A 22,525-nucleotide genomic window follows, 5' to 3' on the forward strand; every position below is an offset into this window, starting at 1 on the left:
TCTAAAGCAGTTTAACGGAAGCCCCCACCTCCCTCAGTTCCCCGCATCCTCGGCAGCCTCGGTGAGAAGCCCCGACACATAGGGCGCGAACGAGCGCCAGCATTCGACGCGGAAGGCATCTTCCGCCGTGCGCAAAAGCACGATCTCGGCCTTGGCGAGCACGGTGCGCGAGCAGGCGCCGACCGGGAAGGCGGTGAGCGACAGGTCCTGCGGGCAGCCGCCGTTGATGGCGGCAGCGGCGCTGCGGCCCTTGACGAGGATGGCGGTGTTGCGATGGGATATATCGGTCGCCGAATGCAGGGCGCCGCTTGCGGAAACCGCCGCCATCAGGTCGGCCTCGTTTTCGTCGATCACCAGCCATTCGTCCGGCCCCAGCCAGAGCGCATGGCGGCCGTCTGCAAAAGCCGAAGTCTTCGGCTGGACGGGAAGCGAGAGTCCAAGGGCACCGGAGAGCGCCTGAACGGCATCCGGTCCGGCGCGCAGGGAAAGGCGGGTCGCGGGCACGGCCGCGGACAAGACCGCTGCCGCCGAACCGCCGTGGAAGCCGGCAAGCGGCAGGGTACGGGTTGCCGGAACAATGCCGGTCGCATCTGCTCCAAGATCAGCCATGGATACGGCCTCCTTCCTTGTCAAAGAACACCATCTCGCTCACCTCGACGGCGATCGTGGCGTCGGGCATCGGCACATAAAGCGTTTCGCCGAGCCGCGCCTTGCCGCCGGCCACCAGCGCCAGCGCAATCGAGCGGCCACAATTTTCCGACCAGTAGGACGAAGTGACATGGCCGATCATCGTCATCGGCACGGCCTGGTTGGGATCGGCGACGACCTGCGCGCCCTCCTCCAGAACGACCTTCGGGTCCTTGGTAAGCAGCCCGACGAGTTGCTTGCGTCCGTCGGCCACCAGATCGGAACGCTTGAGGCCGCGAATGCCGACGAAATCCGGCTTCTTCTTGCCGACCGCCCAGCTCAGCGAGGCATCGTCCGGCGTCACCGTGCCGTCGGTATCCTGGCCGACGATGATATAGCCTTTCTCGGCGCGCAGGATGTGCATGGCCTCGGTCCCATAGGCGCAGGCCCCGACTTTTTCGCCTTCCGCGCTGATCGCCGCCCAGACGGCGGGGCCGAAATCGGCGGGCACATTGACCTCGAAGCCGGTTTCGCCGGTGAAGGACATGCGGAACAGCCTAGTCGGCACGCCGCAGATCCTGCCTTCGCGCACGCTCATATGCGGGAAGGCCTCGCTCGAAAGGTCGATGCCCTCCACCAGCGGCGCGATGATCTCGCGCGCCTTCGGACCCTGCACGGCAATGACAGCCCATTGCTCGGTGGCCGATGTCAGCCAGACCTTCAGATGCGGAAACTCGGTCTGCAGATAGTCTTCCATATGGTTCATGACGCGGGCAGCACCGCCGGTCGTCGTCGTCACATGGAAACGGTCTTCTGCCATGCGCCCGACGACGCCGTCGTCATAGACGAAACCATCCTCGCGCAGCATGATGCCGTAGCGGCAGCGGCCGGGCTTCAGCGTGTCCCAGCTGTTGGTATAGATGAGATTGAGGAACTGGGCCGCATCCGGGCCGACAACCTCGATCTTGCCGAGCGTCGAGGCATCGAAAATACCGGCGGTTTCGCGCACGGTCCGGCATTCGCGGTTGACCGCCTGGTGCATGTCCTCGCCGGCGCGCGGATAATACCAGGCGCGCTTCCACTGGCCGACATCCTCGAACACGGCGCCTTCCGCTTCCTCGAGCGCGTGCATCGGCGTCTTGCGGGTGGGGTCGAACAGATCGCCGCGCGAATGGTTGATCAGCGTACCGAAGCTGACCGGCGTATAGGGCGCGCGGAAGGTGGTGAGGCCGACCTTGGGGATTTCCCGGCCGAGCGTCTCTGCGGCGATGGCCAGACCATGGATGTTGGAAAGCTTGCCCTGGTCGGTCGCCATGCCATTGGTGGTGAAGCGCTTGATATGCTCGATCGAGTGCATGCCCTCGCGCACCGCCAGGCGGATGTCCTTGGCACAGACATCGTTCTGGAAATCGATGAAGGCCTTCACCGTCGTATCGGGGCCTGCCCCTTCGGCGCTACCTGCCATGCCGCCGGTCCAGGCAAAGGCGTTGCTGCCCTGAAGCTCCAGTTTCTCAGGTGCGGAAAAGCCGGTGGCATTGGCCATCAGCTCGCCGGCGGCAAGCGCCTCCTCGATCGTCGCCTGCAGGTCGTTGGTGCCGTTGCAGGCGCCGACCGACAGGCAATCCTGCGCATAGGTGCCGGGCAGGAAGCGCTGCGTGTCGAAATCATAGGCGACCTTGCCGCGCGACTGCGAGAACATGTGCACCGACGGCGTCCAGCCGGCCGACATCAACAGCGCATCGATGGGGATCTTGCGGGCCGAGCCGCCGCCATTGCGGGCGACCGACATGGACGCGACCCTGAGCTTGCCCGAAGTATCGACGACCCCGTGGCCGGCAAGAACCTCGATGCCCAGCGCCCGCGCCTCGGCAAGAACCTCCTCGCTCGGCTGCTCGCGGCTGTCGACGATGGCGGCGATAGTGACGCCGGCGCGCTTCAGGTCGAAGGCGGCCTCATAGGCCGAATCATTCGCCGTATAGACGCCGACCCGCCTGCCGACAGCGACGCCGAAATGATTGAGGAAGGTGCGTGCGGCAGAGGCCAGCATGATGCCCGGACGATCATTATTGGCAAAGACCATATGCCGCTCGATGGCGCCGGTGGCGATGACCACCCGCTTGGCGCGGACCTGCCAGAGCCGCTCGCGCGGCAGCCGCCGGTCGGGTCTCGCCAAGTGCTCGGTGACTCGCTCGGACAGGCCGACGAAGTTCTGCGCGTAATAGCCGAAGGCGGTGGTACGCGTGAGCACGGTGACATTGTCCATCCGTGCGAGACGGGCAGCCGTGGCCTGCGCCCAGGCGAAGCCGTCCTCGCCATCCACGGTGACGCTCGTGTCGAAATGCAGCGCGCCGCCGACTTCCGGCTGCTCGTCGCAGAGGATGACGCGCGCGCCGGTCTTGGCTGCTGCGAGTGCTGCCGAAAGTCCGGCAATGCCAGCGCCGATCACCAGCACGTCGCAATGGGCGTAGCGGTTGGCGTAGTGGTCGGTATCACCTTCGGTCGGCGAGACGCCAAGGCCGGCGGCGGCGCGGATGCGCGGCTCGTAGACATGCTTCCAGGCCTGCTTCGGCCACATGAAGGTCTTGTAGTAGAAGCCGGCGGCGAAGAACGGCGCAAGCAGATTGTTGACCGCCCCGACATCGAAGGAAAGCGACGGCCAGCGGTTCTGGGAGACGATCTTCGCGCCGTCGAATACTTCCTGCACGGTGGCGCGCACATTCGGCTGCTGGCGGGCGACATCGCGCTCGACGCCGATCAACGCGTTCGGCTCCTCGGCACCGGCCGAGACGATGCCGCGCGGGCGGTGATATTTGAACGAACGGCCGACGAGGTGGACGCCGTTGGCGAGAAGCGCCGAGGCCACCGTATCGCCTTCAAGCGCTAGATAGCTCCTGCCGTCGAAGACAAAACGCGCGGTCTTTGCAGGGGTAAGACGGCCTGCACCGGAAATACGATTGGCGCCGCTCATTTCGCGTTCGACTCCGTGGCTTCATAGGTTTCGACGGTGGCTTCCGTTGCCGGGCGCAGCGTGCTGACATCCGGTCTCGGCAGGCCGGCCTTGTAGGTGGTCAGGAACTTGTCGCTGACGGTGTCGCGGGCGGCATTGAAGAAACGGCCGCAACCGTTCAGGTGGCGCCAGCGCTCGAAGGTCAGGCCCTTGATATTGTCGCGCAAAAAGAAGAAGGCCTCGAAATCCTCGTCGGACATCTCGGTCATGTTCGTCGGCCTGGCAATATGGGCGTCGCCGGCCTGGCGGAATTCGAGCTCGGACCGCTCTTCCTCGCAATAGGGGCAATAGATCAGAAGCATTTTTTGTTCCCCTTAATGCGCCACGGCGGCGGCGGCCGCTTCGTCGATCAGGCGGCCCGAACGGAAGCGTTCCAGCGTGAACGGCGCGTTGATTTTGTGCGGCGCGTCGTTGGCGATGGTGTGGGCAAAGACGTTGGCCGAGCCGGGCGTTGCCTTGAAACCGCCGGTGCCCCAGCCGCAATTGACGTAGAGGCCCTGAACGGGAGTCTTGGCGAGGATCGGCGAGCGATCCGGCGTCACATCGACGATACCGCCCCAGGAGCGCATCATCTTCATCCGCCGGAAGATCGGGAAGAGCTCGCAGATCGCATCCAGGGTATGGGTGATGATCTGCAGACCGCCTGTCTGGGAATAGGAGGAATACTGGTCAGTGCCGGCGCCGATGACAAGCTCGCCCTTGTCGGACTGCGAGATATAGGCATGCACGGTGTTGGACATGACGACGCAGGGGAAGATCGGCTTGACCGGTTCCGACACCAGCGCCTGCAGCGGATAGCTCACCAGCGGCATGCGCACGCCGGCCATTTCCATCAGCACCGATGTATGGCCGGCGGCAACGACGCCGACCTTTTTGGCATTGATCGCGCCGCGATTGGTATCGACCCCGGCAACGGAACCATCGGGATTGCGCCGGATACCGGTGACTTCGCAGTTCTGAATGATATGCACGCCGCGATCGGCGGCGGCGCGGGCATAGCCCCAGGCGACAGCGTCGTGGCGGGCGGTGCCGCCCCGACGCTGCAGGGCGGCGCCGTTGATCGGGTAGCGGGCCGAGCGCGAAATATCGAGCGGCGGGCAGAATTCCTGCGCCTGCTCCGGCGTCAGCCATTCATTGTCGATGCCGTTCAGCCGGTTGGCATGGATATGGCGCTTGAACACCTGTTGGTCATGAACATTGTGCGACAGCATCATCACGCCGCGCGCCGAATACATGACATTATAGTTGAGATCCTGGCTCAGCCCATCCCACAGCTTCAGCGAATGGTCGTAAATCCCCGCGCTCTCGTCATAGAGATAGTTGGAGCGGATGATGGTGGTGTTGCGGCCGGTATTACCACCGCCGAGCCAGCCCTTTTCCAGCACGGCGATATTGGTGATGCCGTGCTCCTTGGCGAGATAATAGGCGGTGCCCAGCCCATGGCCGCCGGCGCCGATGATGATGACATCATAGTCCTTGCGCGGCTCGGGCGAGGTCCATTGCGCCTCCCAACCCCTGTGGCCACGCATCGCTTCTCGAGCGACAGCAAAAACCGAATATTTGCGCATCCGCCTTCATTCTCCGTGGATCCTGCCAAAAGGCCGGTGAATTTCGTTCCCGCCGTTAGAAATCGCAAATCCCGGCTTTCCGCAACGTTTCTTTTGCGACGCGCAAGGGCGCTGTTCGCTCGGCTTGCGACATGACCCACTTGGCCTTGCCGCGAACTGCCCTTGCGGGAAGTTGTAGAACGGCATAGAGAAGGAACACGCCCGTCCATGCATGAGAGCCACCCATGCGATCAGGGCAGGAAACAGGAAAACCCGGCAATTTTCAGTCGTCGCTCTCAACTCGCGACTGGACTTTCGACACGCAATCTGGTATCCGCACCTCCAATCGTAAAGCCTACGGGCTCCGCGAACCTGATTTTTTTGCCTCGTGACCAACTTCCGAGGCGTACCACTCTAACGAAGGAACGGGATTCACGTGCAGGTACTAGTCCGCGACAACAACGTCGATCAAGCGCTTCGCGCACTCAAGAAGAAGATGCAGCGCGAAGGCATTTTCCGCGAAATGAAGATGCGTGATTACTACGAAAAGCCGTCCCAGAAGCGCGCCCGCGAAAAGGCCGAAGCCGTTCGCCGCGTTCGCAAGCTGGCCCGCAAGCGCGCACAGCGCGAAGCTGGCATCGTCACCGGCGGCGGTCGCCCTGCTGCGGCTCCGGCACGCTGAACCGCGCTTCTGACGCCTCAGGCAAGACATCGGGCGGGGACGACATGGTCGTCACCGCTTTTTCTGTTTGAACGCGATGCCGAAGATATCGACGTTCATGGCATGGCGGCCGATATCCACCCCATGCGACCGGCGCGCCCGTGTGGACGGCCCGCATGCCGTGTTATATTTGTCCAGGGAGCGCAGCGCCTTTTGGCATGATTGCCTTGCTCCTCGACCTGAAACTGCGCATGTTCGTCCGATCTGCCGCTTACGGTCGGCACGTGCGCCCGAAGCTTCGCTTAATTGAGGAATCAATCTTGACATCGACTGCCAGGACTGCGGATTTTTCCGATCACACCGGCCGGACGGCCGGACGTTCCAATCGGCGCTTCTTCGCCTTTGCCTGTCTGTCGGCCGCAGCGGTGCTGACACTGTCGGGCTGCACGACCGGCGACACGACGAGCGACATGATGCGCGTCGAGCGGGCGCAGGGGTCGGATGAGAACATCGCCTCGCTTTCGGGCGTCATCGCCGCCAATCCGGGAGATCCGGAAGGCTATAATGTCCGTGGCTCCGCCTATGGCCGGGCCGGAGAGTTCCGCCGGGCGCTTGCCGATTTCAACAAGGCGATCGAACTCAATCCGCGCTTCTACCAGGCCTATGCCAACCGGGCGCTGGTCGAGCGCAACATGGGCGACCAGGCGGCGGCGCAGAACGATTACAATGCGGCGCTGCAGCTCAATCCGCGCTACGATGTCGCCTTCATCGGCCGCGGCAATCTCTACCGGCAGGCCGGTCAGCTCGACCAGGCCTTCAACGACTTCAACAAGGCGATCGAACTCGACACGACCGACCCGCGCGCCTACCACAATCGCGGCCTGATCTATCAGGCCCGCAAGCAGCATGCCCAGGCGATCGAGGATTTCTCCACCGCCATCTCGCTGTCGCCGAGCTCGCCCGAGCCCTATAACGGCCGCGGCATCTCCTATGTCGCCATGAACGACGACGACAATGCCTTTGCGGATTTCAACACGGCGATCAACCTCAACGGCAAGATCGCCGAATCCTGGGCCAACCAGGCGCTGGTCTATGAACGCCGCGGCGACAAGGCAAAGGCCGCGAAATCCTATTCGCACGCACTTTCGCTCGATACCAAATACGAGCCGGCACGGGCGGGACTGGCAAGGGTCAAGGCCGGGGTCTGACGAGAAAAGGCGCCGCGCCGGTCATGCGACCGCAGCGGCGGGCAGCAGACGCTCGACGGAGGTGCGATTACGTCCCTCCCGTTTGGCCTCGTAAAGCAATTGGTCCGCCCGATCGAGAGCGGACCAGGCTGTTTCCTGCGGCAGCAGCAAGGAACCTCCGATACTGATCGTCACGAAGGCGCAGATATCGGAAGTGGCATGATCGATACGGAGCTCCCTCGCCTCGGCGCAAAGCTCATCCGCACGGTCCTTCAGCGACGCGGCCCCGCAATCGTAGAGGACAAGCGCGAACTCTTCTCCCCCCATCCGGCAGGCCATGTCGAGCGGGTGGCGTGCAAAGGCGTCCAGACACGCCGCCAAACGCTGCAATGCCAGGTCGCCGGCCTGATGCCCGTAGCGATCGTTATAACGCTTGAAAAAATCGACATCGAGCAACAGCAAGCCGATCGACACGTTTTCCCGCCGGGCTTGCTGACGGATCATCTCGAGTTGCTCGTCAAAACCACGCCGATTGGCAAGCCCTGTCAGCGGATCGCGCGACGCCTGCTCCTTGAGAACGCCACGCAACAGGAATTGCTCCCGGTGCGCACGCTCCCGGAGATAACCGCCGACTGCCGAGAAGATCAATGTCAGAAGCAGCATGGCGTTGAATTGCTGTCCATGCAGTTCCATCGGCAGCAGCCAGTATCGCAATGCGAAGGTCATGGCCACAACGCCGGCTGCCAGCACGATGCTGTGACGAAAGCGGAGCCCCAGCGGCGAGAAGGCTCCCATGACAAACAGAAGCTGGGCGAACTCGGCATGGCCGAGATGGTTGCGCTTGTAAAGGCAGACCGACACGGCCCCACACACCGCAAGCGTCAGCACCGCAGCTACCGACAAAGGCGCCACCCGCGACGCCCCTTGCCGTCGATGGCAAATATACAGGCAGCCAAGCAGAACGAGGACTGTCACCAACCGGCTTGCCGGAATACCCCACATATCGGCGGTAAGATCGGGAAAACGCTCCACCAGCGGCAGTCGCACGAAATCGGAGATCCCGAACAGAATGATGAAGGCCAGGGAGAAAACCCCACTAACCATTGCGGGCCGGCGCTCATCCCGGTCGACCTGCAACGCGTATTCGCGCTCCATCTCGCCGTGGAACCGCAACCACCCGATCCCCGCATCAAGCTGCCGGGCGTAGCACCCGATCCGGGAGCAACCGAATTGCGAAGATGAATTCATGATCCTCTTTCGTAACACCGGCGCCAACCATTGCGGTTGGCAATCAATGATTATGCGAGGACAGTTGAATTTCGATTAAACCATCGTACGGGAAGGAAAATCGGAGACGAAATCAGTGTAATGCCGCTCGAATGAGCGGCATTACAGGTTCAGTGTGCCATGGCCTTGACGATGTCGTCGGTCATTTTCTTGGCGTCGCCGAGCAGCATCATCGTACCGTCCTTGTAGAACAGCGTATTGTCGATGCCGGCATAGCCGGAGCCGAGCGAGCGTTTGACGAAGAGGCAGGTCTTGGCCTTGTCGACATCGAGGATCGGCATGCCGTAGATCGGCGAGGTCTTGTCGTCGCGGGCCGCCGGATTGGTGACGTCGTTGGCGCCGATCACATAGGCGACATCGGCCTGGGCGAATTCGGAATTGATGTCTTCCAGCTCGAACACCTCGTCATAGGGCACATTGGCCTCCGCGAGCAGAACGTTCATATGGCCGGGCATGCGGCCGGCGACCGGATGAATGGCGTATTTCACTTCGACGCCGTTTTCCTTCAGCTTGTCGGCAAGCTCGCGCACGGCGTGCTGCGCCTGCGCCACCGCCATGCCGTAGCCGGGCACGATGATCACCTTGGAGGCGTTCATCATCAGGAAGGCGGCATCGTCGGCCGAGCCCTGCTTGACGCTGCGCTGCACGCCATCATCACTGGCGGCAGACGCGCTGTCACCGCCGAAGCCGCCGAGAATGACCGAGATGAAGGAGCGGTTCATGCCCTTGCACATGATGTAGGAGAGGATCGCGCCCGAGGACCCAACCAGCGCGCCGGTGATGATCAGCGCCAGGTTGCCGAGCGTGAAGCCGATGCCAGCCGCAGCCCAGCCGGAATAGGAATTCAGCATCGAGACGACCACCGGCATGTCGGCGCCGCCGATCGGCACGATCAGGAGCACGCCCAGGGCCAGCGACAGGACGACGATCGCCCAGAAATCGAAATGGCTTTCGGTCGCGGCAAGGCTGATGATGAAGAAGACGATCAGCGCCAGGAGCACGATATTGATGGCATGCCGGAAGGGCAGCATGATCGGCTTGCCCGACATGCGCCCGTCGAGCTTCAGGAAGGCGATGATCGAGCCGGTGAAGGTGATGGCGCCGATGGCGACGCCGAGCGCCATTTCCACTAGTGCCGAGCCGTGGATCTCGCCGATCTCGCCGATGCCGAAGGAGGATGGCGTATAGAGCGCGGACGCCGCCACCAGCACGGCGGCAAGGCCGACCAGCGAATGGAAGCCGGCAACCAGCTGCGGCATCGAGGTCATGGCGATCGAGCGGGCGATATAGGCGCCGGCGCCGCCGCCGATGGCAAGACCGAGAAGGATCAGCAGCAGGCCGCCGAAGGAGGGCGTGGCAAGCAGAAGCGTGGTGGCGATGGCGATGCCCATGCCCACCATACCGAGGATATTGCCGCGGCGCGAGGTTGTGGGATGCGACAGGCCGCGCAGCGCCATGATGAACAGGACGCCGGAGACGAGATAGAGGAAGGCTGCGATATTGGCACTCATCTGGACAGCCTCACTTGTCTTTTTTCTTGTACATGGCGAGCATGCGCTGCGTCACCAGGAAGCCGCCGAAGATGTTCACCGAGGCAAGCACCAGCGCCACGAAGCCGAAGCCGGTGGCGAGGCCGCTGGCCGAAATGCCGACGGCAAGCAGCGCGCCGACGACGATGACCGAGGAAATCGCGTTGGTGACGGCCATCAGCGGCGTGTGCAGGGCGGGCGTGACCGACCAGACGACGTAATAGCCGACGAAGATCGCCAGGACGAAGATCGCCAGCTGGAAGACGAAGGGATCGATCGCGCCTCCGCTCAATCCGTGCACGGCGGCCCCCGCCGCTTCCGGTACATATTCGGCTGCCGCATGCACCGCTTCGACCGCCCGGTCGAGCTCGCCTATCGCCTTGTCGAGAAGGTCATTGGCCATCAAACATCTCCCTTCGGGCGGCAGCGCTTCTCCCCGAAGCACCGGCGCGCCTTTGCAATTTTCAGGCTGTCGCTGCCGACGCCTCCGGCGCCGCGGCGAAATTCGGATGAACGACCGCGCCGCCATGGGTCAGCATCGTCGCCTTGACCAGTTCATCCTCGACATTCAGCGCAAGCGCCTTCTTCTCCTTGTCGACCATGGTCTCGAGGAAGGTGACGAGGTTCTTGGCGTAGAGCGTCGAGGCGGAAGCGGCGATGCGGCCGGGCATGTTGAGATAGCCGACGACCTTGACGCCCTCGACCTCGACCACCGCATCGGCACTGGCGCCTTCGACATTGCCGCCGCGCTCGACCGCCAGGTCGACGACGACCGAGCCGGGCTTCATCGCCTTCAGCATATCGCGGGTAATGAGCCGGGGGGCCGGACGGCCTGGAATGAGCGCCGTGGTGATGACGATATCCTGCTTGGCCAGGTGCTCGGCGGTCAGCGCCGCCTGCTTGGCCTTGTAATCGGCCGACATTTCCTTGGCATAGCCGCCGGCGGTTTCAGCCGCCTTGAATTCCTCGTCCTCGACAGCGATGAACTTGGCGCCGAGCGAGGCGACCTGTTCCTTCGAGGCGGGCCGCACATCGGTGGCTGAAACCACCGCGCCTAGCCGCCGCGCCGTGGCGATCGCCTGCAGGCCGGCAACGCCGGCGCCCATGACGAACACCTTGGCAGCCGGGACCGTGCCCGCCGCCGTCATCATCATCGGCATGGCACGGTCGAATTCGGACGCCGCGTCGATCACCGCCTGGTAGCCGGCGAGATTGGCCTGGCTGGAGAGCACGTCCATCGACTGCGCGCGGGTGATGCGCGGCATCAGTTCCATCGCAAACGACGACAGGCCGGCTTTCGCCATGTCGGCCAACGCGTCCTCATTGCCATGCGGGTCCATGACCGCCAGGACGACGGCGCCGGCCTTGTAACCGGAAATCTCGGCCGACGAGGGCCGCCGCACCTTCAGAACGACATCGGCGCTCGCGGCGTCCGTGGCCGAGCCGATGCGGGCGCCCGCCTTTTCGAAATCGGCATCCTGGATGCGCGACAGGGAACCGGCGCCCGTCTCGACGACGACGTCGAAACCGAGTGCGACCAGCTTCTTGACGCTATCGGGGGAGCCGCCGACCCGTCCCTCGCCGGGGAAAGTCTCACGCGGTATGAATACGGTCTCTGCCACAGGCTTCCTCCCTGGTGCGGTTTCGATATGGCAAACCACACGATCTGCGGGTTCGTCGGAACCCGTCTTCTCCGCCCGATCTCCTTGCGGAAGATCGGCACATGGTCCTTGACGGCCTGGCGGAAACCGGCGGGCCGTCAAAAGCCGGCGCCCACTCCCTGGCGCCCGCTTTCACGAGAATGGGGATGGCCGCTCAGCGCAGAAGCACGAAACCGGCGATGTTGAGAAGGATGAAGAGCACCAGTGCCGTGAAGAAGCCCGCGCTGGTAAAGAAGGCAGCCGCCATGGCGATCAAAAGGGTGACGCAGAAAAGCGTGCTGTATTTTGTTGCCGAAATGAAAAAGTCGTAGGTCTTTTCATGCTCGGCATAATCCATCGGCGCACCTGTTTCCACCGGTCCGGAATGATGTTCAGCCATCGTCGATATCTCCCTGAAATGCCGCGGCACTCCGCCTGCCCTTGGGCGGCCGCCCGCGCTTCGTCCTAAAGCCACAAGATACGCATCCGCATGCCTTGCGGCACCGCTTGCACATAGGTGCCCTTACACAAAGACGCAGTCAAGCGCAACGATAACCGCAATCGCGACCTGCGGCATAAGGGTTTGCTTCACCGGAAAAACGCCGATTGCCACCGCCAGACAGGGCGGCGTGCATTATCGCACCGCCTGCCGCGCAGACCCCGTTGACTTCTGCCTGCCGCGGCGGCAATGGCTTGAGGATGCGAATTCAGCCACGACTCTGCCCGTGACCCCGGGGGAGCCGCCAGCGGAGATCCCGATGCCCAAACCCGTTGTGGCCATACCGGCCGATTTCAGGACCTTCGACGGCAATGTCTGGCATGCGACGCCGCATCAATATGTCCGCGCCGCCCTGGACGGCTCCGGCGTGATGGCATTCCTCGTCCCGGCGCTCGAAAGCGGCAACGAGGCGGACGATATCCTCGACCGGGTGGACGGCCTGCTTGTCAGCGGATCGCGCACCAATGTCCATCCGTCGCTCTATGGCCAGGAAGCGAGCGAGACCGACGGCCCCTTCGATCCGGGCCGCGACGCAACCAGCCTGCCTTTGATCCGCCGGGCGCTGGAGCGCGGCATACCGATGCTCGCCATCTGCCGGGGCATCCAGGAACTCAACGTCGTGCTCGGCGGAACGCTGGCGAGCGAGATCCAGGACATGCCCGGCATGTGGGACCACCGCAAGCCGGACGTGCCGGAACTCGACATGGCCTATGGCATCCGCCAGTCGGTGATCGTCAAGGAGGGAAGCTGTCTTGCCGCCGTGCTCGGTGCCGGCGAGGTACAGGTGAATTCCCTGCACCGGCAGGCGATTTCCAAGGCTGCCCCGCGCCTCGCCATCGAGGCCATCGCCGAGGACGGGACGATCGAGGCCGTCTCGGTGATCGGCGCCAAGGCCTTCGCCGTCGGCGTACAGTGGCATCCGGAATATTGGGTCGGCCGCGACGGCCCGTCCTCGACCCTGTTCAAGGCCTTTGGCGATGCCGTGCGGACCTATGCCGCCGAGAGGGCGAAAGCCTAGACGGGCTTGCGCCTCCTGAAGGGCGTTTCCGCCACCGGCGTCAGCGCCGCGCCGGTTTTAAACCACGAAACAAGATTATCAACGACCAGATCGCCCATGGCCTTGCGGGTTGCCCGCGAGGCCGAACCGACATGCGGCAGCAGCGAAACATTGGGAAGCGCCAGCAACGCATCGGGCACATAGGGCTCGTTCTCGAAGACATCGAGGCCGGCGGCGGCAATGACGCCGCGCTGCAACGCATCGGCAAGCGCCGCCTCGTCCACCGTCGTGCCACGCCCGACGCTGATCAGCACGCCCTCGTCTCCGAGCGCCGCCAAAACCTCCGCATTGACTGTTCTGCGGGTCTCTTCCGTGCCCGGCACAATGACGATGAGCGTATCCACGGCCCCGGCCATTTCCACCAGCGTCGGATAATAGGCATAGGCAAGGTCATCGCGCGGCTGGCGGGTGTGATAGGCGATGGAGACGCCGAAGCTTTCGAGACGGCGGGCAATCGCCCGGCCGATCCGCCCCAGCCCGTAAAGACCGACCGTGCGGCCGCGCAATGTCAGCGGCGAGAGCGCAAAAGGTCCCTCCTTCGCCCAGCGCCCCTGCCGCAGCCATTGCTCGGCGGCGGGCAGCCGGCGCAACGTATTGATGAGCAGGCCGATCGTGGTATCGGCCACCTCCTCGCTCAGGACATCCGACGTATTGGTCACGACGATGCCCCGGCCCGCCGCATGGGCGGCATCGACGCCATCATAGCCGACGCCGAAACTGGCGATAATCTCGAGATTGGGAAAGGCGTCTACGAAGCCCGAGGGAAGCTTGCCCTGGATGGCAATGCCGGAAACCGAGGCGGCCAGATCCGCCGTGACCAGCGCCGGATCGGCAGCATCGAGAAACACCGGCTGGAAATGATCCGGCAGGCGCTCGCGCACGAATTCGCTCATCCTGCCGGGCACGACGATGGTGGGGCGGCCTTGCATTCTGTTTCTCCTGCGGTCCGTGGGTCTATTCGGTCGAAGGCGGCCGCAAGGGGCCGGTCGACTGGCGGATGCGCATTTCCGGCTTGATCAGGTGGATGCCGTCCGGCTCATGGCTGCCATTGAGCTTGTCGAGCAGGGCGCGGGCGGCACTGCGGCCGACATCCGACTGGCCGTTCCAGACGGTGGTCAGCGCCGGCATCGCGATCGAGGCTTCCTCGAGATCGTCATAACCGGTGACCGAGACATCGCGGCCGGGAACCAGGCCGGCGCGGGCAATGCCGTTCATCATGCCGATGGCGACGAGGTCGTTCCAGCAGACGACGGCGGTCGGCTTCTGCGGCAGGGAGAGAAGATGGACCGCCGCCTCGAAACCGCCCTGCATGGTGCGCGGCCCGGGAATGCGCAGGTCCGGATCGACCTCGATATTGGCCTTGCGCAGCGCATGCACATAGCCCTGATAGCGGTCGCGACCGGTGGAGGTCTGGTCGGTGCCGCCGACCATGGCGATGACCCGGTGGCCGAGGCTGATCAAATGGTTGGTGGCAAGCGAAATGCCATAGGCATCGTCGCCGCGAAAGATCGGCACGTCGAGCCCCTCGATCGAGCGGGCAATCAGGATGGCCGGCATGCCATTGTCCTCGGCCAGCTGGATATCTTCGGGCGGCGTGCCGATGGCCGGCGACATGATGACCCCGTCGCCGCCCAGTTGCAGCAGCGTTTCGATGAAGGCGCGCTGCTTTTCGACCGAGTCGTAATGGTTGGAGAGGATGAAGGTCTGCCGGTCGCGGTCGAGTTCGGCCTCGATGGCTTTCAGGATTTCGCCGTAGAAGGGGTTCATGATGTCGTGCACGACGACGCCGATGATGCCCGAGCGCGATGTGCGCAGACTGGCGGCGCGGCGATTGTAGATATAGCCGAGTGCGCGGGCCTGCTCCTTGATCTTGTCGCGGGTCATGGCGGCAACCAGCGGGCTGTCGCGCAGGGCAAGGGAAACGGTGGCGGTGGACACGCCGAGCGTCTCGGCAATGGTCGAAAGCTTGATCTTCTGCGCCACGTTTCCCTCTTGAGGTCCTGCTAATATCGTTCTTTTAAACCCTCATTAAACTGTTTAAATTGCCGCCGCAATCGACAAATCAAGGGCGGAGGGCAGGCTTATTCGGGCGTTGCGGAGCCCTGCAGATTGCCGTCGACGGCGCGTAGGAGTTTCATCAAGGTCCTGACCTGCTTTTCGCTGAGGCCGCGGGTCGCCATTTCCTCGGACATTCGGCCGGCAGCGGCGATGGTTTCCAGACGGTCGCGGCCGCTGGTCGTCAGATAGACCTTCGTCAACCGGGCATCCTCCTCGTCGGCCCGGCGTTCCAGAAATCCCTGCGCCTCCATGCGACCGATGGTTCTTGTCATTGTGGGCGCCTTGACGCCGAGTTTGGCCGCCAGCATGCCGGCCGTCAGCCCGTCATTGTTCGAAAGGGCCAGCATGACGCCGTCCTGGCCGGCGTAGAGACCGCTTTCAAGCAGGTTGCGCGACAGGACGGTGCGCATCGAGCGCGCGGCCTGCGCCAGCACGGAAGCGAAATCCTGCGTCTCGGCGAGGGCATCGTGCTTCTTCTTGCCCTTCGATTTCTTTTCGGCCTTGCTCTTCTTTCCCATCGGTCCTCCGCCAAATTCCTTGCACGGCGAGCGCTCCCCTGTATGACAGGTAGAAGGCTCCAACCGCAAGCACAACCGAATTCGAGATGAACATGGCATTGCCGGCACGTCGTTGGAAAGACAATGTTTCCAGTCTCACGCCCGCCAACCGGCGGGACTGGATCGTCGTGCTGCCACTCGGCGCGCATGAGCAGCACGGACCGCACCTGCCCTTCGAGACGGATACGCTGATCGCCGAGGGGCTGGTCGAGCGGATCATCCCCTGCCTGCCGCCTGCCCTGCCCGTCACTTTCCTGCCGGTGGAGCCGGTTGGCTATTCGATCGAGCACATGGATGTGGAGGGCACGCGGTCGCTGTCCTATTCCGACGCCATCGACCGCTGGCTCGGCATCGCACAGGAACTTCACGATCAGGGCATTCGCAAATTCGTCATGCTGAACGCCCATGGCGGCAATTCGCCGCTGATGACGATCGTCGCCACCGAGGCGCGGATACGCTTCGGCATGCTGGCGGTAGCGACGAGCTGGACGCGCTTCGGGCAACCGGAGGGCTGGATCGACCCCAAGGACAAGGCGACCGACATCCACGGCGGCGACATCGAGACCTCGGTGATGCTGGCGCTCCATCCCGAGCGGGTGGAAATGGAAAAAGCCGAGAACTTCGCCTCCCGCCAGAGCGAATTTGCAGCCCGCTTCAAGCATCTGCGCGCCTACGGCCCGCATGCCTTCGGCTGGAAGATGTCCGACCTCAACCAAGCCGGCGTCGCAGGCAATGCAGCCGCCGCGACCGCTGAAAAAGGCGAACGGCTGATCGCGCATGCGGTAACGGGGATCATCGAACTGCTGGAGGATGTGGCGGGGTTCGATGTGGAAATGCTGGCTTGAAAATGCTTGTCCGTGCGGCTTCCCGATATCATAATACGGGAAGGAAAGATGCTGGAGATAGCCATGCGCATATCCATTGCCGACGCAGAAGGGCAATTGACCGATCTCGTTCGGCTCGCCTCCGAAGGACAGGAGATCGTGTTGACGGTGAATGGCCGTGAAACGGTACGGCTGGAACCAGTCCATCGCCTTGACGGAAGCACCGAGAAAGTGACGACCTTCATCGAAGACCCTGTCGCACGCGATAAGTTCATCCAGGAACTGCAGGAAGAAATTCGACGGAAGAACCTGCCGCCTGGTCCGGATGCGGCGAGAAGCCAGGATTTCCTCTATGATGACGAGACGGGTCTGCCGGCGTGATCGTCGTCGATACGTCCGCCTTGGTCGCAATCCTTCAACACGAACCATCCGCACCGGCTTGCCAGAAAATTCTGGAACATGAAAGCCGGGTACTGATATCGGCAGGCACGTTCGTGGAGGCGATGATCGTTTCCAGGAGGCGTGGGTTCGCCAGCACGATGGAGCAGTTTTTGCACGCCAGCATATCCGAAATCGTCCCCGTGACGGCTGAACGCGCCCTGCTGGTGGCCGAAGCCAATGCGATGTGGGGAAAGAGCATTCATCCCGCCGGACTGAATTTCGGCGACTGCTTTGCCTATGCGACCGCCAAGGAATTCGGTTGCCCGCTGCTCTATATCGGCAATGATTTTTCCCGCACCGATGTTGTCTCCGCAATTGCGCGCGTCTGAAACAAAACAGTTGGAACTGGCCGTTCTCCTTCTTATATGAAGGCCATCATCCTTTGCCCCGCGCTCCCTTTCCCGAGGTTCCCATGACCGAAGCATCCGCACCCAAGCCTATTCCCGTGACCGTGCTCACCGGCTATCTCGGCGCCGGCAAGACGACGCTGCTCAACCGCATCCTGTCGGAAAACCATGGGCGGAAATATGCCGTCATCGTCAATGAGTTCGGCGAGATCGGCATCGACAACGACCTGATCGTCGAGTCCGACGAGGAAATCTACGAGATGAACAATGGCTGCGTCTGCTGCACGGTGCGCGGCGACCTGATCCGCGTCGTCGAAGGCCTGATGCGCCGCCCCGGCCGTTTCGACGCCATCATCGTCGAGACCACCGGCCTTGCCGATCCGGTGCCGGTCGCCCAGACCTTCTTCATGGACGACGATGTACGCGCCAAGACCGAGCTCGATGCCGTCGTGGCACTAGTCGATGCCAAGCACCTGCCGCTGCGCCTGAAAGACAGCCGCGAAGCCGAAGACCAGATCGCCTTTGCCGATGTCGTGCTTTTGAACAAGACCGACCTGGTGACGCCGGAAGAACTGGCAAAAGTCGAGGCGACCGTGCGCGCCATCAACCCGTCGGCCCGCATCCACCGCACCGAACGTTCCCAGATCGACCTGACCAAGGTGCTGGACCAGGGCGCCTTCAACCTGGAGCGGGCACTCGAGAACGAGCCGCATTTCCTCGACCAGGATCACCACGACCACGATCATGCCTGCGGCCCGGACTGCGACCACGATCATCATCACCATCATGATCACGATCACCACGGCCATGACCATCACGATCATGAGCACCATGATCATGCCCATCATGACCATGCCCCCTCGCCGATCCATGATGTGACGGTGCAGTCCGTTTCGCTGCGCGGCGGCGAGATGAACCCGGACCGGTTCTTCCCCTGGATCCAGAAGATCACCCAGTCGGAAGGACCCAACATCCTGCGGCTGAAGGGCATCATCGCCTTCAAGGGCGATGCCGAGCGCTATGTCGTCCAGGGCGTCCACATGATCATCGAGGGTGACCACCAGCGCCCCTGGAAGGACGGCGAAAAGCACGAAAGCCGCCTGGTGTTCATCGGCCGTGAACTCGACCGCGAAAAGCTGGAGCGCACCTTCAAGGCCTGCGAGGCCACTCCCGCCGAGGCTGCAGCCCACTGATGCCGACAGTCGCTCCTCTTGATCTCGACGGTCATGTCGCCGGCGTGGCCTTTCTCGGCGACGTGCCGTTCTTTGCCGAATCCTCCGGCCTGATCCATCGCCTAGACCACGGGCACAAGACCGTGGAAGCGCATGAGGGGCTGCTCTCCTCTATTCGCGACGACGCGACCGACACGCTTTTGACCGGTGGCGAGGACGGCAAGGTACTGCGCATCCGAGGAGATGGGGCGGTCGAGGAGATTGCCAGCGTCCCGCGCAAATGGATCTCGCAGGTCGCGGCCGGACCGCAAGGATCGGTTGCCTACGCCTATGGCAAGACGGCGCATGTGCGGCTTGCCGATGGCAGCGTCAAGGATTTCACCGAGGAGCGCACCGTCGAGGGCATCGCCTTTGCGCCCAAGGGCCTGCGCATCGCGCTGTCGCGCTACAACGGCGTTTCGCTGCATTGGGTGGCGATGGCCGGGCAGCCGGTCGATTTGGAATGGAAGGGCGCCCATACCGGCGTCACCTTCTCGCCCGACGGCCGTTTCGTGGTCACCTCCATGCAGGAAAATGCCCTGCATGGCTGGAAGCTGGACACCAAGCCCGGCGGCGAAACCCGGCATATGCGCATGACCGGCTATCCGGCCAAGATCAAATCGGTTTCCTGGTCGGCCAAGGGCAAATGGCTCGCCTCGTCCGGCGCGCCGGCCGCCATCGTCTGGCCTTTCCAGGCCAAGGACGGACCTATGGGCAAGGCGCCGCTCGAACTCGGCACCCGCGCCAATATCATGGTCACCCAGGTTTGCTGCCATCCTGTCGAGGACATTGTCGCGATCGGCTATGCCGACGGCATGATCATGGTGGTACGCTTCGCCGATTCCAAGGAAGTGCTGCTGCGCCGTCCCGGCAAGGGCGCCATTACCGCCATGGCCTGGAACAGGAACGGCCGCCAGCTGGCCTTCGGCAGTGAAGCGGGCGATTGCGGCGTGGTCGATATCGCCGGATGATCCGCAAGACAAAGGAACAGTCCGACGCCGCGAGGATAAGCATTCCCGCGGTGTCGGATCGCGTTTCCAAGGCTCTCCCTACCAGGCAAGTTCCACATGCGGCCGGCCGTTCGAGGTTTTCTCCACCGTGCGGCCGGTCTCGTCGATCGTGCAATGGACGCGTTTACGGAAGGCCGAAAAACTGTCGAAGGTGACGACGTCGACCGGCTCGTCGAGATCCAGCGTCAACCGGTAGCGGCCGGGCTGGGCGGTGACCGCCTGGACGCCGAGGATTTTCGCCTCGAAGGGCTGGCCGAGATAATGACCCCTGACCTTGGAGCCGAGCATCCATGGATCGAGCGGCGGGCGGTTGCCGACCTTGGCGTGGAGCGTGTTCCAGTCGCGAAAGCCGTATTGCACCGCCAGAAGCTCCAGCGATTTCGAATGGGTGATTTCCTGCCCGGCAAGGGAGAGGCCGGCGCGAAGCCGTTTCGCCTGGTCCTTGAGGGCATCGAGTGACGGAAGCGGAATCTGTCCGCGCATCTGAGGTCTCCAAACATGGAGCGTGCCGTTTGTGGAGGGAGCCCGCCTTGCCGCCGTTCGCACGCCATGGGGATGGACGACCGGATGGAAGAAGAGAGACTTCACCAAAGCTTGACGCTTGCGGGCGGCCGGGGCTCTCACCCGTTGGCGCAGCCTGTAGGCCATTCCGCCGAGCCTGTCAATTTCACGCATACCGAAACCCCGCTCCGGAGACAGTCGGGACTCCGGAGCGGCGCTCGTGCAAGGCAGGCAGGCAGCGGCAATGTCTTGGTCGTCTATGTCAGGCTTTGCTGCCTGCCCGGCGCCGGATCGGCGGGTTTTTCCCGTTTTTCCCACGCCATCTCCAGGACCGGACCGCACCGGCGGCGAAGACCGGTTCGCGAACCCGGTTTGCGCCTGAAGACCATTACAGACTGCCATGGTTTCGGGTAGCGGGGATAAACGGGGACGAAAAAAATCACGCCGCGCGGCGAAAACGCGGCTGCGAGAGCTTTCTTCCGCTGGCAACCAGCAGGCCGGCAGCGCCGTCCAGCCAGCCCTGCTTGAGCTCCAGGCCGAGAAAACGCGCACGCTCGAACGGGCCGGGCATGACCAGATGGGCGGCTTTTTCGGCAAAGAAGCCGAACCGCTCGTAATAGGCGGCATCGCCGACCAGAAGAATGGCGCCGTGGCCGCGCACCTTGGCTTCGCCGATGGCGGCGCGCATCAGGGCGGCGCCGATGCCCCTGCCCTCATGGCCGGCATCGACGGCGAGCGGCCCGAGCAGCAGCGCATCCACGGGCGCGCCGTCGCGACCGACGCCCGCCTCGACATTCCACAGGCGAACCGTACCGACGACATGACCGTCGGCATCGCGGGCAACCAGAGCCAGGCCCTCGGCCGGCACGCGGCCACGGCGCAGGGTTTCGGACGACTTGCGGCGGCGGCCGGGCCCCATGGCACGGTCGAGCAGGTTTTCACGCGCGACGACATCGCCCGGATTTTCCATGTCGATGGTAAAGGCATTCTGCGCGAAGAACGCGCGGACAGAATCAAGAACAGCGGCCATCCCGGCCTCCCGTACCCAATACCGTTATGAGCGGCGATGAAGGAAAATTGTGAGTTGGCCGCCCCGGCCGAAACCGGAGCAAACCGTTAGATGACGTAGGCCTTCAGCGGCTCGAAACCGTTGAAGGCGACGGCCGAATAGGTCGTCGTATAGGCGCCGGTGCCCTCGATCAGGACCTCGTCGCCGATGGTGAGCGAGACCGGCAACGGATACATGTTCTTCTCATACATGACATCGGCCGAATCGCAGGTCGGGCCGGCCAGGACGCAAGGCTCCATCTCGTCGGCATCATGCGCGGTGCGGATCGGATAGCGGATCGCCTCGTCCATGGTTTCGGCAAGTCCACCGAACTTGCCGATGTCGAGGAACACCCAGCGATGGTTGTCATTGTCCGACTTCTTCGAAATCAGCACGACTTCCGACTTGATCACGCCTGCATTGCCGACCATGCCGCGGCCCGGCTCGATGATCGTTTCGGGCAGGTTGTTGCCGAAATGCTTGCGCAGCGAGGCGAAGATCGCCTGGCCATAGGCTTCCGCCGAAGGCACGTCGCGCAGATATTTGGTCGGGAAACCGCCGCCCATATTGACCATCTTCAGTTCGATGCCCTGCTTGGCAAGCTGCACGAAGACGCGCTTGGCATCGGCAAGGGCCGAATCCCAGGCATCGACCTTGGTCATCTGCGAACCGACATGGAACGAGACGCCATGGGAGGCAAGGCCAAGCTGATGGGCATAGACGAGCACATCGACGGCCATCTGCGGCACGCAGCCGAACTTGCGCGAAAGCGGCCATTCGGCGCCTTCACCATCGGTGAGCACGCGGCAGAACACGCGCGCGCCGGGAGCCGCACGGGAAATCTTCTCGACTTCCTCGTGGCTGTCGACGGCGAACAGCGAAACGCCGAGCGCATGCGCCTTGGCGACATCGCGCTCCTTCTTGATCGTGTTGCCGAACGAGATGCGCGAGGCGGTCGCGCCGGCCTTGAGCGCCATTTCGATCTCGGCGACGGAGGCGCAATCGAAATTGGAACCCATGGACGCAAGCAGACGCAGCACTTCCGGCGCCGGGTTGGCCTTGACGGCATAATAGATCGCGCTGTCCGGCAGGGCATGACGGAAAGCCTTGAAATTGTCGCTGATGACGTCGAGATCGACCACGAGGCACGGACCTTCGGGACGTCGGGTGTTCAGGAAGTCGATGATGCGTGCAGTCGCCATGGTTCAATCCTCAATCAGGTAGGCTCCGCGAAACGCGGAGGACAAAGGACATACGAGAACACGTCCCGGAACCAGCCGGTGGAGACCCCGGATCCAGACATGCGCACGATGCGCGAATGATGGACCAACGCCCTGCCAGGAGCTTTGGTCCGCTTTGTCTGCCATTGATTGGAAGGAGAACCCTACCGCACGTCCGGCAATGAAGGTGTGCCTCTTCAGTAACCCCGGCTGATGGAAAGCCGGCAGAGAACAAAAAGGCCCGCACCGTCGTTGCTTCGAATGTCC

23 protein-coding genes are annotated in these 22,525 nt (G+C 63.1%); 8 read left to right on the plus strand and 15 right to left on the minus strand.

Annotated features, from left to right (window positions below; translation table 11 throughout):
• Positions 1-33: 33 nt before the first annotated feature.
• From ASD31_RS23770 to ASD31_RS23785, 4 genes are read right to left on the minus strand one after another with little or no spacing between them, the layout of a single operon-like run.
• Complete coding sequence (locus tag ASD31_RS23770; RefSeq protein WP_056339985.1) at positions 34-609, minus strand: sarcosine oxidase subunit gamma; 576 nt, start codon at positions 607-609, stop codon at positions 34-36.
• Positions 602-3,595, minus strand: coding sequence for a sarcosine oxidase subunit alpha (locus tag ASD31_RS23775; RefSeq protein ID WP_056339987.1), 2,994 nt, complete (start codon positions 3,593-3,595; stop codon positions 602-604). The genes ASD31_RS23770 and ASD31_RS23775 overlap by 8 nt, the downstream gene beginning before the upstream one ends.
• On the minus strand, positions 3,592-3,936 hold the full coding sequence (locus ASD31_RS23780; protein WP_056339990.1) for a sarcosine oxidase subunit delta: 345 nt from the start codon (positions 3,934-3,936) through the stop codon (positions 3,592-3,594). Before ASD31_RS23780 ends, ASD31_RS23775 begins: the two co-directional genes overlap by 4 nt.
• 12 nt (positions 3,937-3,948) lie before the next feature.
• Entirely contained in the window at positions 3,949-5,202 is a 1,254-nt protein-coding gene (locus tag ASD31_RS23785) for a sarcosine oxidase subunit beta (protein ID WP_056339993.1), read from the minus strand.
• A gap of 409 nt (positions 5,203-5,611) precedes the next feature.
• Here ASD31_RS23785 and rpsU point away from each other — a divergent pair, with 409 nt between their 5' ends.
• On the plus strand, positions 5,612-5,863 hold the full coding sequence (gene rpsU / locus ASD31_RS23790) for a 30S ribosomal protein S21 (protein ID WP_320409418.1): 252 nt from the start codon (positions 5,612-5,614) through the stop codon (positions 5,861-5,863).
• Between the two features lie 299 nt (positions 5,864-6,162).
• On the plus strand, positions 6,163-7,050 hold the full coding sequence (locus tag ASD31_RS23795) for a tetratricopeptide repeat protein (protein ID WP_056340700.1): 888 nt from the start codon (positions 6,163-6,165) through the stop codon (positions 7,048-7,050).
• 21 nt (positions 7,051-7,071) lie between these two features.
• On the opposite strand, the gene ASD31_RS23800 is transcribed toward ASD31_RS23795, so the two are convergent.
• From ASD31_RS23800 to ASD31_RS23820, 5 genes are all read right to left on the minus strand, one after another.
• A complete protein-coding gene (locus ASD31_RS23800) occupies positions 7,072-8,277 on the minus strand; it encodes a sensor domain-containing diguanylate cyclase (protein ID WP_056339997.1) in 1,206 nt (401 codons plus the stop codon).
• A 149-nt stretch (positions 8,278-8,426) separates the two neighbouring features.
• Entirely contained in the window at positions 8,427-9,827 is a 1,401-nt protein-coding gene (locus ASD31_RS23805; RefSeq protein ID WP_056340000.1) for an NAD(P)(+) transhydrogenase (Re/Si-specific) subunit beta, read from the minus strand.
• A gap of 10 nt (positions 9,828-9,837) precedes the next feature.
• On the minus strand, positions 9,838-10,248 hold the full coding sequence (locus ASD31_RS23810; protein WP_056340003.1) for a proton-translocating transhydrogenase family protein: 411 nt from the start codon (positions 10,246-10,248) through the stop codon (positions 9,838-9,840).
• A gap of 61 nt (positions 10,249-10,309) precedes the next feature.
• Positions 10,310-11,467, minus strand: a complete 1,158-nt coding sequence (locus ASD31_RS23815; RefSeq protein WP_056340007.1) for a Re/Si-specific NAD(P)(+) transhydrogenase subunit alpha — start codon at positions 11,465-11,467, stop codon at positions 10,310-10,312.
• 193 nt (positions 11,468-11,660) lie between these two features.
• Complete coding sequence (locus ASD31_RS23820) at positions 11,661-11,885, minus strand: aa3-type cytochrome c oxidase subunit IV (RefSeq protein ID WP_056340010.1); 225 nt, start codon at positions 11,883-11,885, stop codon at positions 11,661-11,663.
• 358 nt (positions 11,886-12,243) lie between these two features.
• Between ASD31_RS23820 and ASD31_RS23825 the strand changes: the two genes are divergently transcribed.
• Entirely contained in the window at positions 12,244-13,002 is a 759-nt protein-coding gene (locus ASD31_RS23825) for a gamma-glutamyl-gamma-aminobutyrate hydrolase family protein (RefSeq protein WP_056340012.1), read from the plus strand.
• Here the strand turns inward: ASD31_RS23825 and ASD31_RS23830 are convergent.
• The 3 genes from ASD31_RS23830 to ASD31_RS23840 form a co-directional block, all read right to left on the minus strand.
• Positions 12,999-13,970, minus strand: coding sequence for a 2-hydroxyacid dehydrogenase (locus ASD31_RS23830; protein WP_056340015.1), 972 nt, complete (start codon positions 13,968-13,970; stop codon positions 12,999-13,001). The two genes, ASD31_RS23825 and ASD31_RS23830, sit on opposite strands and share 4 nt — an antisense overlap.
• A gap of 25 nt (positions 13,971-13,995) precedes the next feature.
• A complete protein-coding gene (locus ASD31_RS23835) occupies positions 13,996-15,024 on the minus strand; it encodes a LacI family DNA-binding transcriptional regulator (protein WP_056340017.1) in 1,029 nt (342 codons plus the stop codon).
• Between the two features lie 98 nt (positions 15,025-15,122).
• Complete coding sequence (locus ASD31_RS23840) at positions 15,123-15,617, minus strand: MarR family winged helix-turn-helix transcriptional regulator (protein ID WP_056340019.1); 495 nt, start codon at positions 15,615-15,617, stop codon at positions 15,123-15,125.
• A gap of 92 nt (positions 15,618-15,709) precedes the next feature.
• On the opposite strand from ASD31_RS23840, the gene ASD31_RS23845 reads away from it, so the two are divergent.
• The 5 genes from ASD31_RS23845 to ASD31_RS23865 all read left to right on the plus strand — a co-directional run bounded on the left by ASD31_RS23845 (position 15,710) and on the right by ASD31_RS23865 (position 19,450).
• Positions 15,710-16,501 carry a creatininase family protein gene (locus ASD31_RS23845; protein WP_056340703.1) on the plus strand — a complete coding sequence of 264 codons (792 nt, stop codon included), beginning with the start codon at positions 15,710-15,712 and terminating at the stop codon, positions 16,499-16,501.
• Positions 16,502-16,564: 63 nt separating this feature from the next.
• Positions 16,565-16,861 carry a type II toxin-antitoxin system Phd/YefM family antitoxin gene (locus ASD31_RS23850; protein ID WP_056340706.1) on the plus strand — a complete coding sequence of 99 codons (297 nt, stop codon included), beginning with the start codon at positions 16,565-16,567 and terminating at the stop codon, positions 16,859-16,861.
• Positions 16,858-17,250, plus strand: a complete 393-nt coding sequence (locus tag ASD31_RS23855; protein ID WP_056340022.1) for a type II toxin-antitoxin system VapC family toxin — start codon at positions 16,858-16,860, stop codon at positions 17,248-17,250. The genes ASD31_RS23850 and ASD31_RS23855 overlap by 4 nt, the downstream gene beginning before the upstream one ends.
• 83 nt (positions 17,251-17,333) lie before the next feature.
• Complete coding sequence (locus tag ASD31_RS23860; RefSeq protein ID WP_056340025.1) at positions 17,334-18,461, plus strand: CobW family GTP-binding protein; 1,128 nt, start codon at positions 17,334-17,336, stop codon at positions 18,459-18,461.
• On the plus strand, positions 18,461-19,450 hold the full coding sequence (locus tag ASD31_RS23865) for a WD40 repeat domain-containing protein (protein WP_056340029.1): 990 nt from the start codon (positions 18,461-18,463) through the stop codon (positions 19,448-19,450). The genes ASD31_RS23860 and ASD31_RS23865 overlap by 1 nt, the downstream gene beginning before the upstream one ends.
• A gap of 78 nt (positions 19,451-19,528) precedes the next feature.
• Here ASD31_RS23865 and ASD31_RS23870 read toward each other — a convergent pair whose 3' ends face one another.
• From ASD31_RS23870 to odc2, 3 genes are all read right to left on the minus strand, one after another.
• Positions 19,529-19,972 (minus strand): glyoxalase superfamily protein, encoded by a 444-nt coding sequence (locus ASD31_RS23870; RefSeq protein ID WP_056340032.1) that lies wholly within the window; start codon positions 19,970-19,972, stop codon positions 19,529-19,531.
• 457 nt (positions 19,973-20,429) lie between these two features.
• Positions 20,430-21,020, minus strand: coding sequence for a GNAT family N-acetyltransferase (locus ASD31_RS23875; protein WP_056340035.1), 591 nt, complete (start codon positions 21,018-21,020; stop codon positions 20,430-20,432).
• A gap of 86 nt (positions 21,021-21,106) precedes the next feature.
• Positions 21,107-22,240, minus strand: coding sequence for an ornithine/lysine decarboxylase (odc2, locus tag ASD31_RS23880; RefSeq protein WP_056340038.1), 1,134 nt, complete (start codon positions 22,238-22,240; stop codon positions 21,107-21,109).
• Between the last annotated feature and the right edge of the window lie 285 nt (positions 22,241-22,525).

Source organism: Rhizobium sp. Root482, assembly GCF_001426565.1.
Lineage (GTDB): Bacteria > Pseudomonadota > Alphaproteobacteria > Rhizobiales > Rhizobiaceae > Pararhizobium.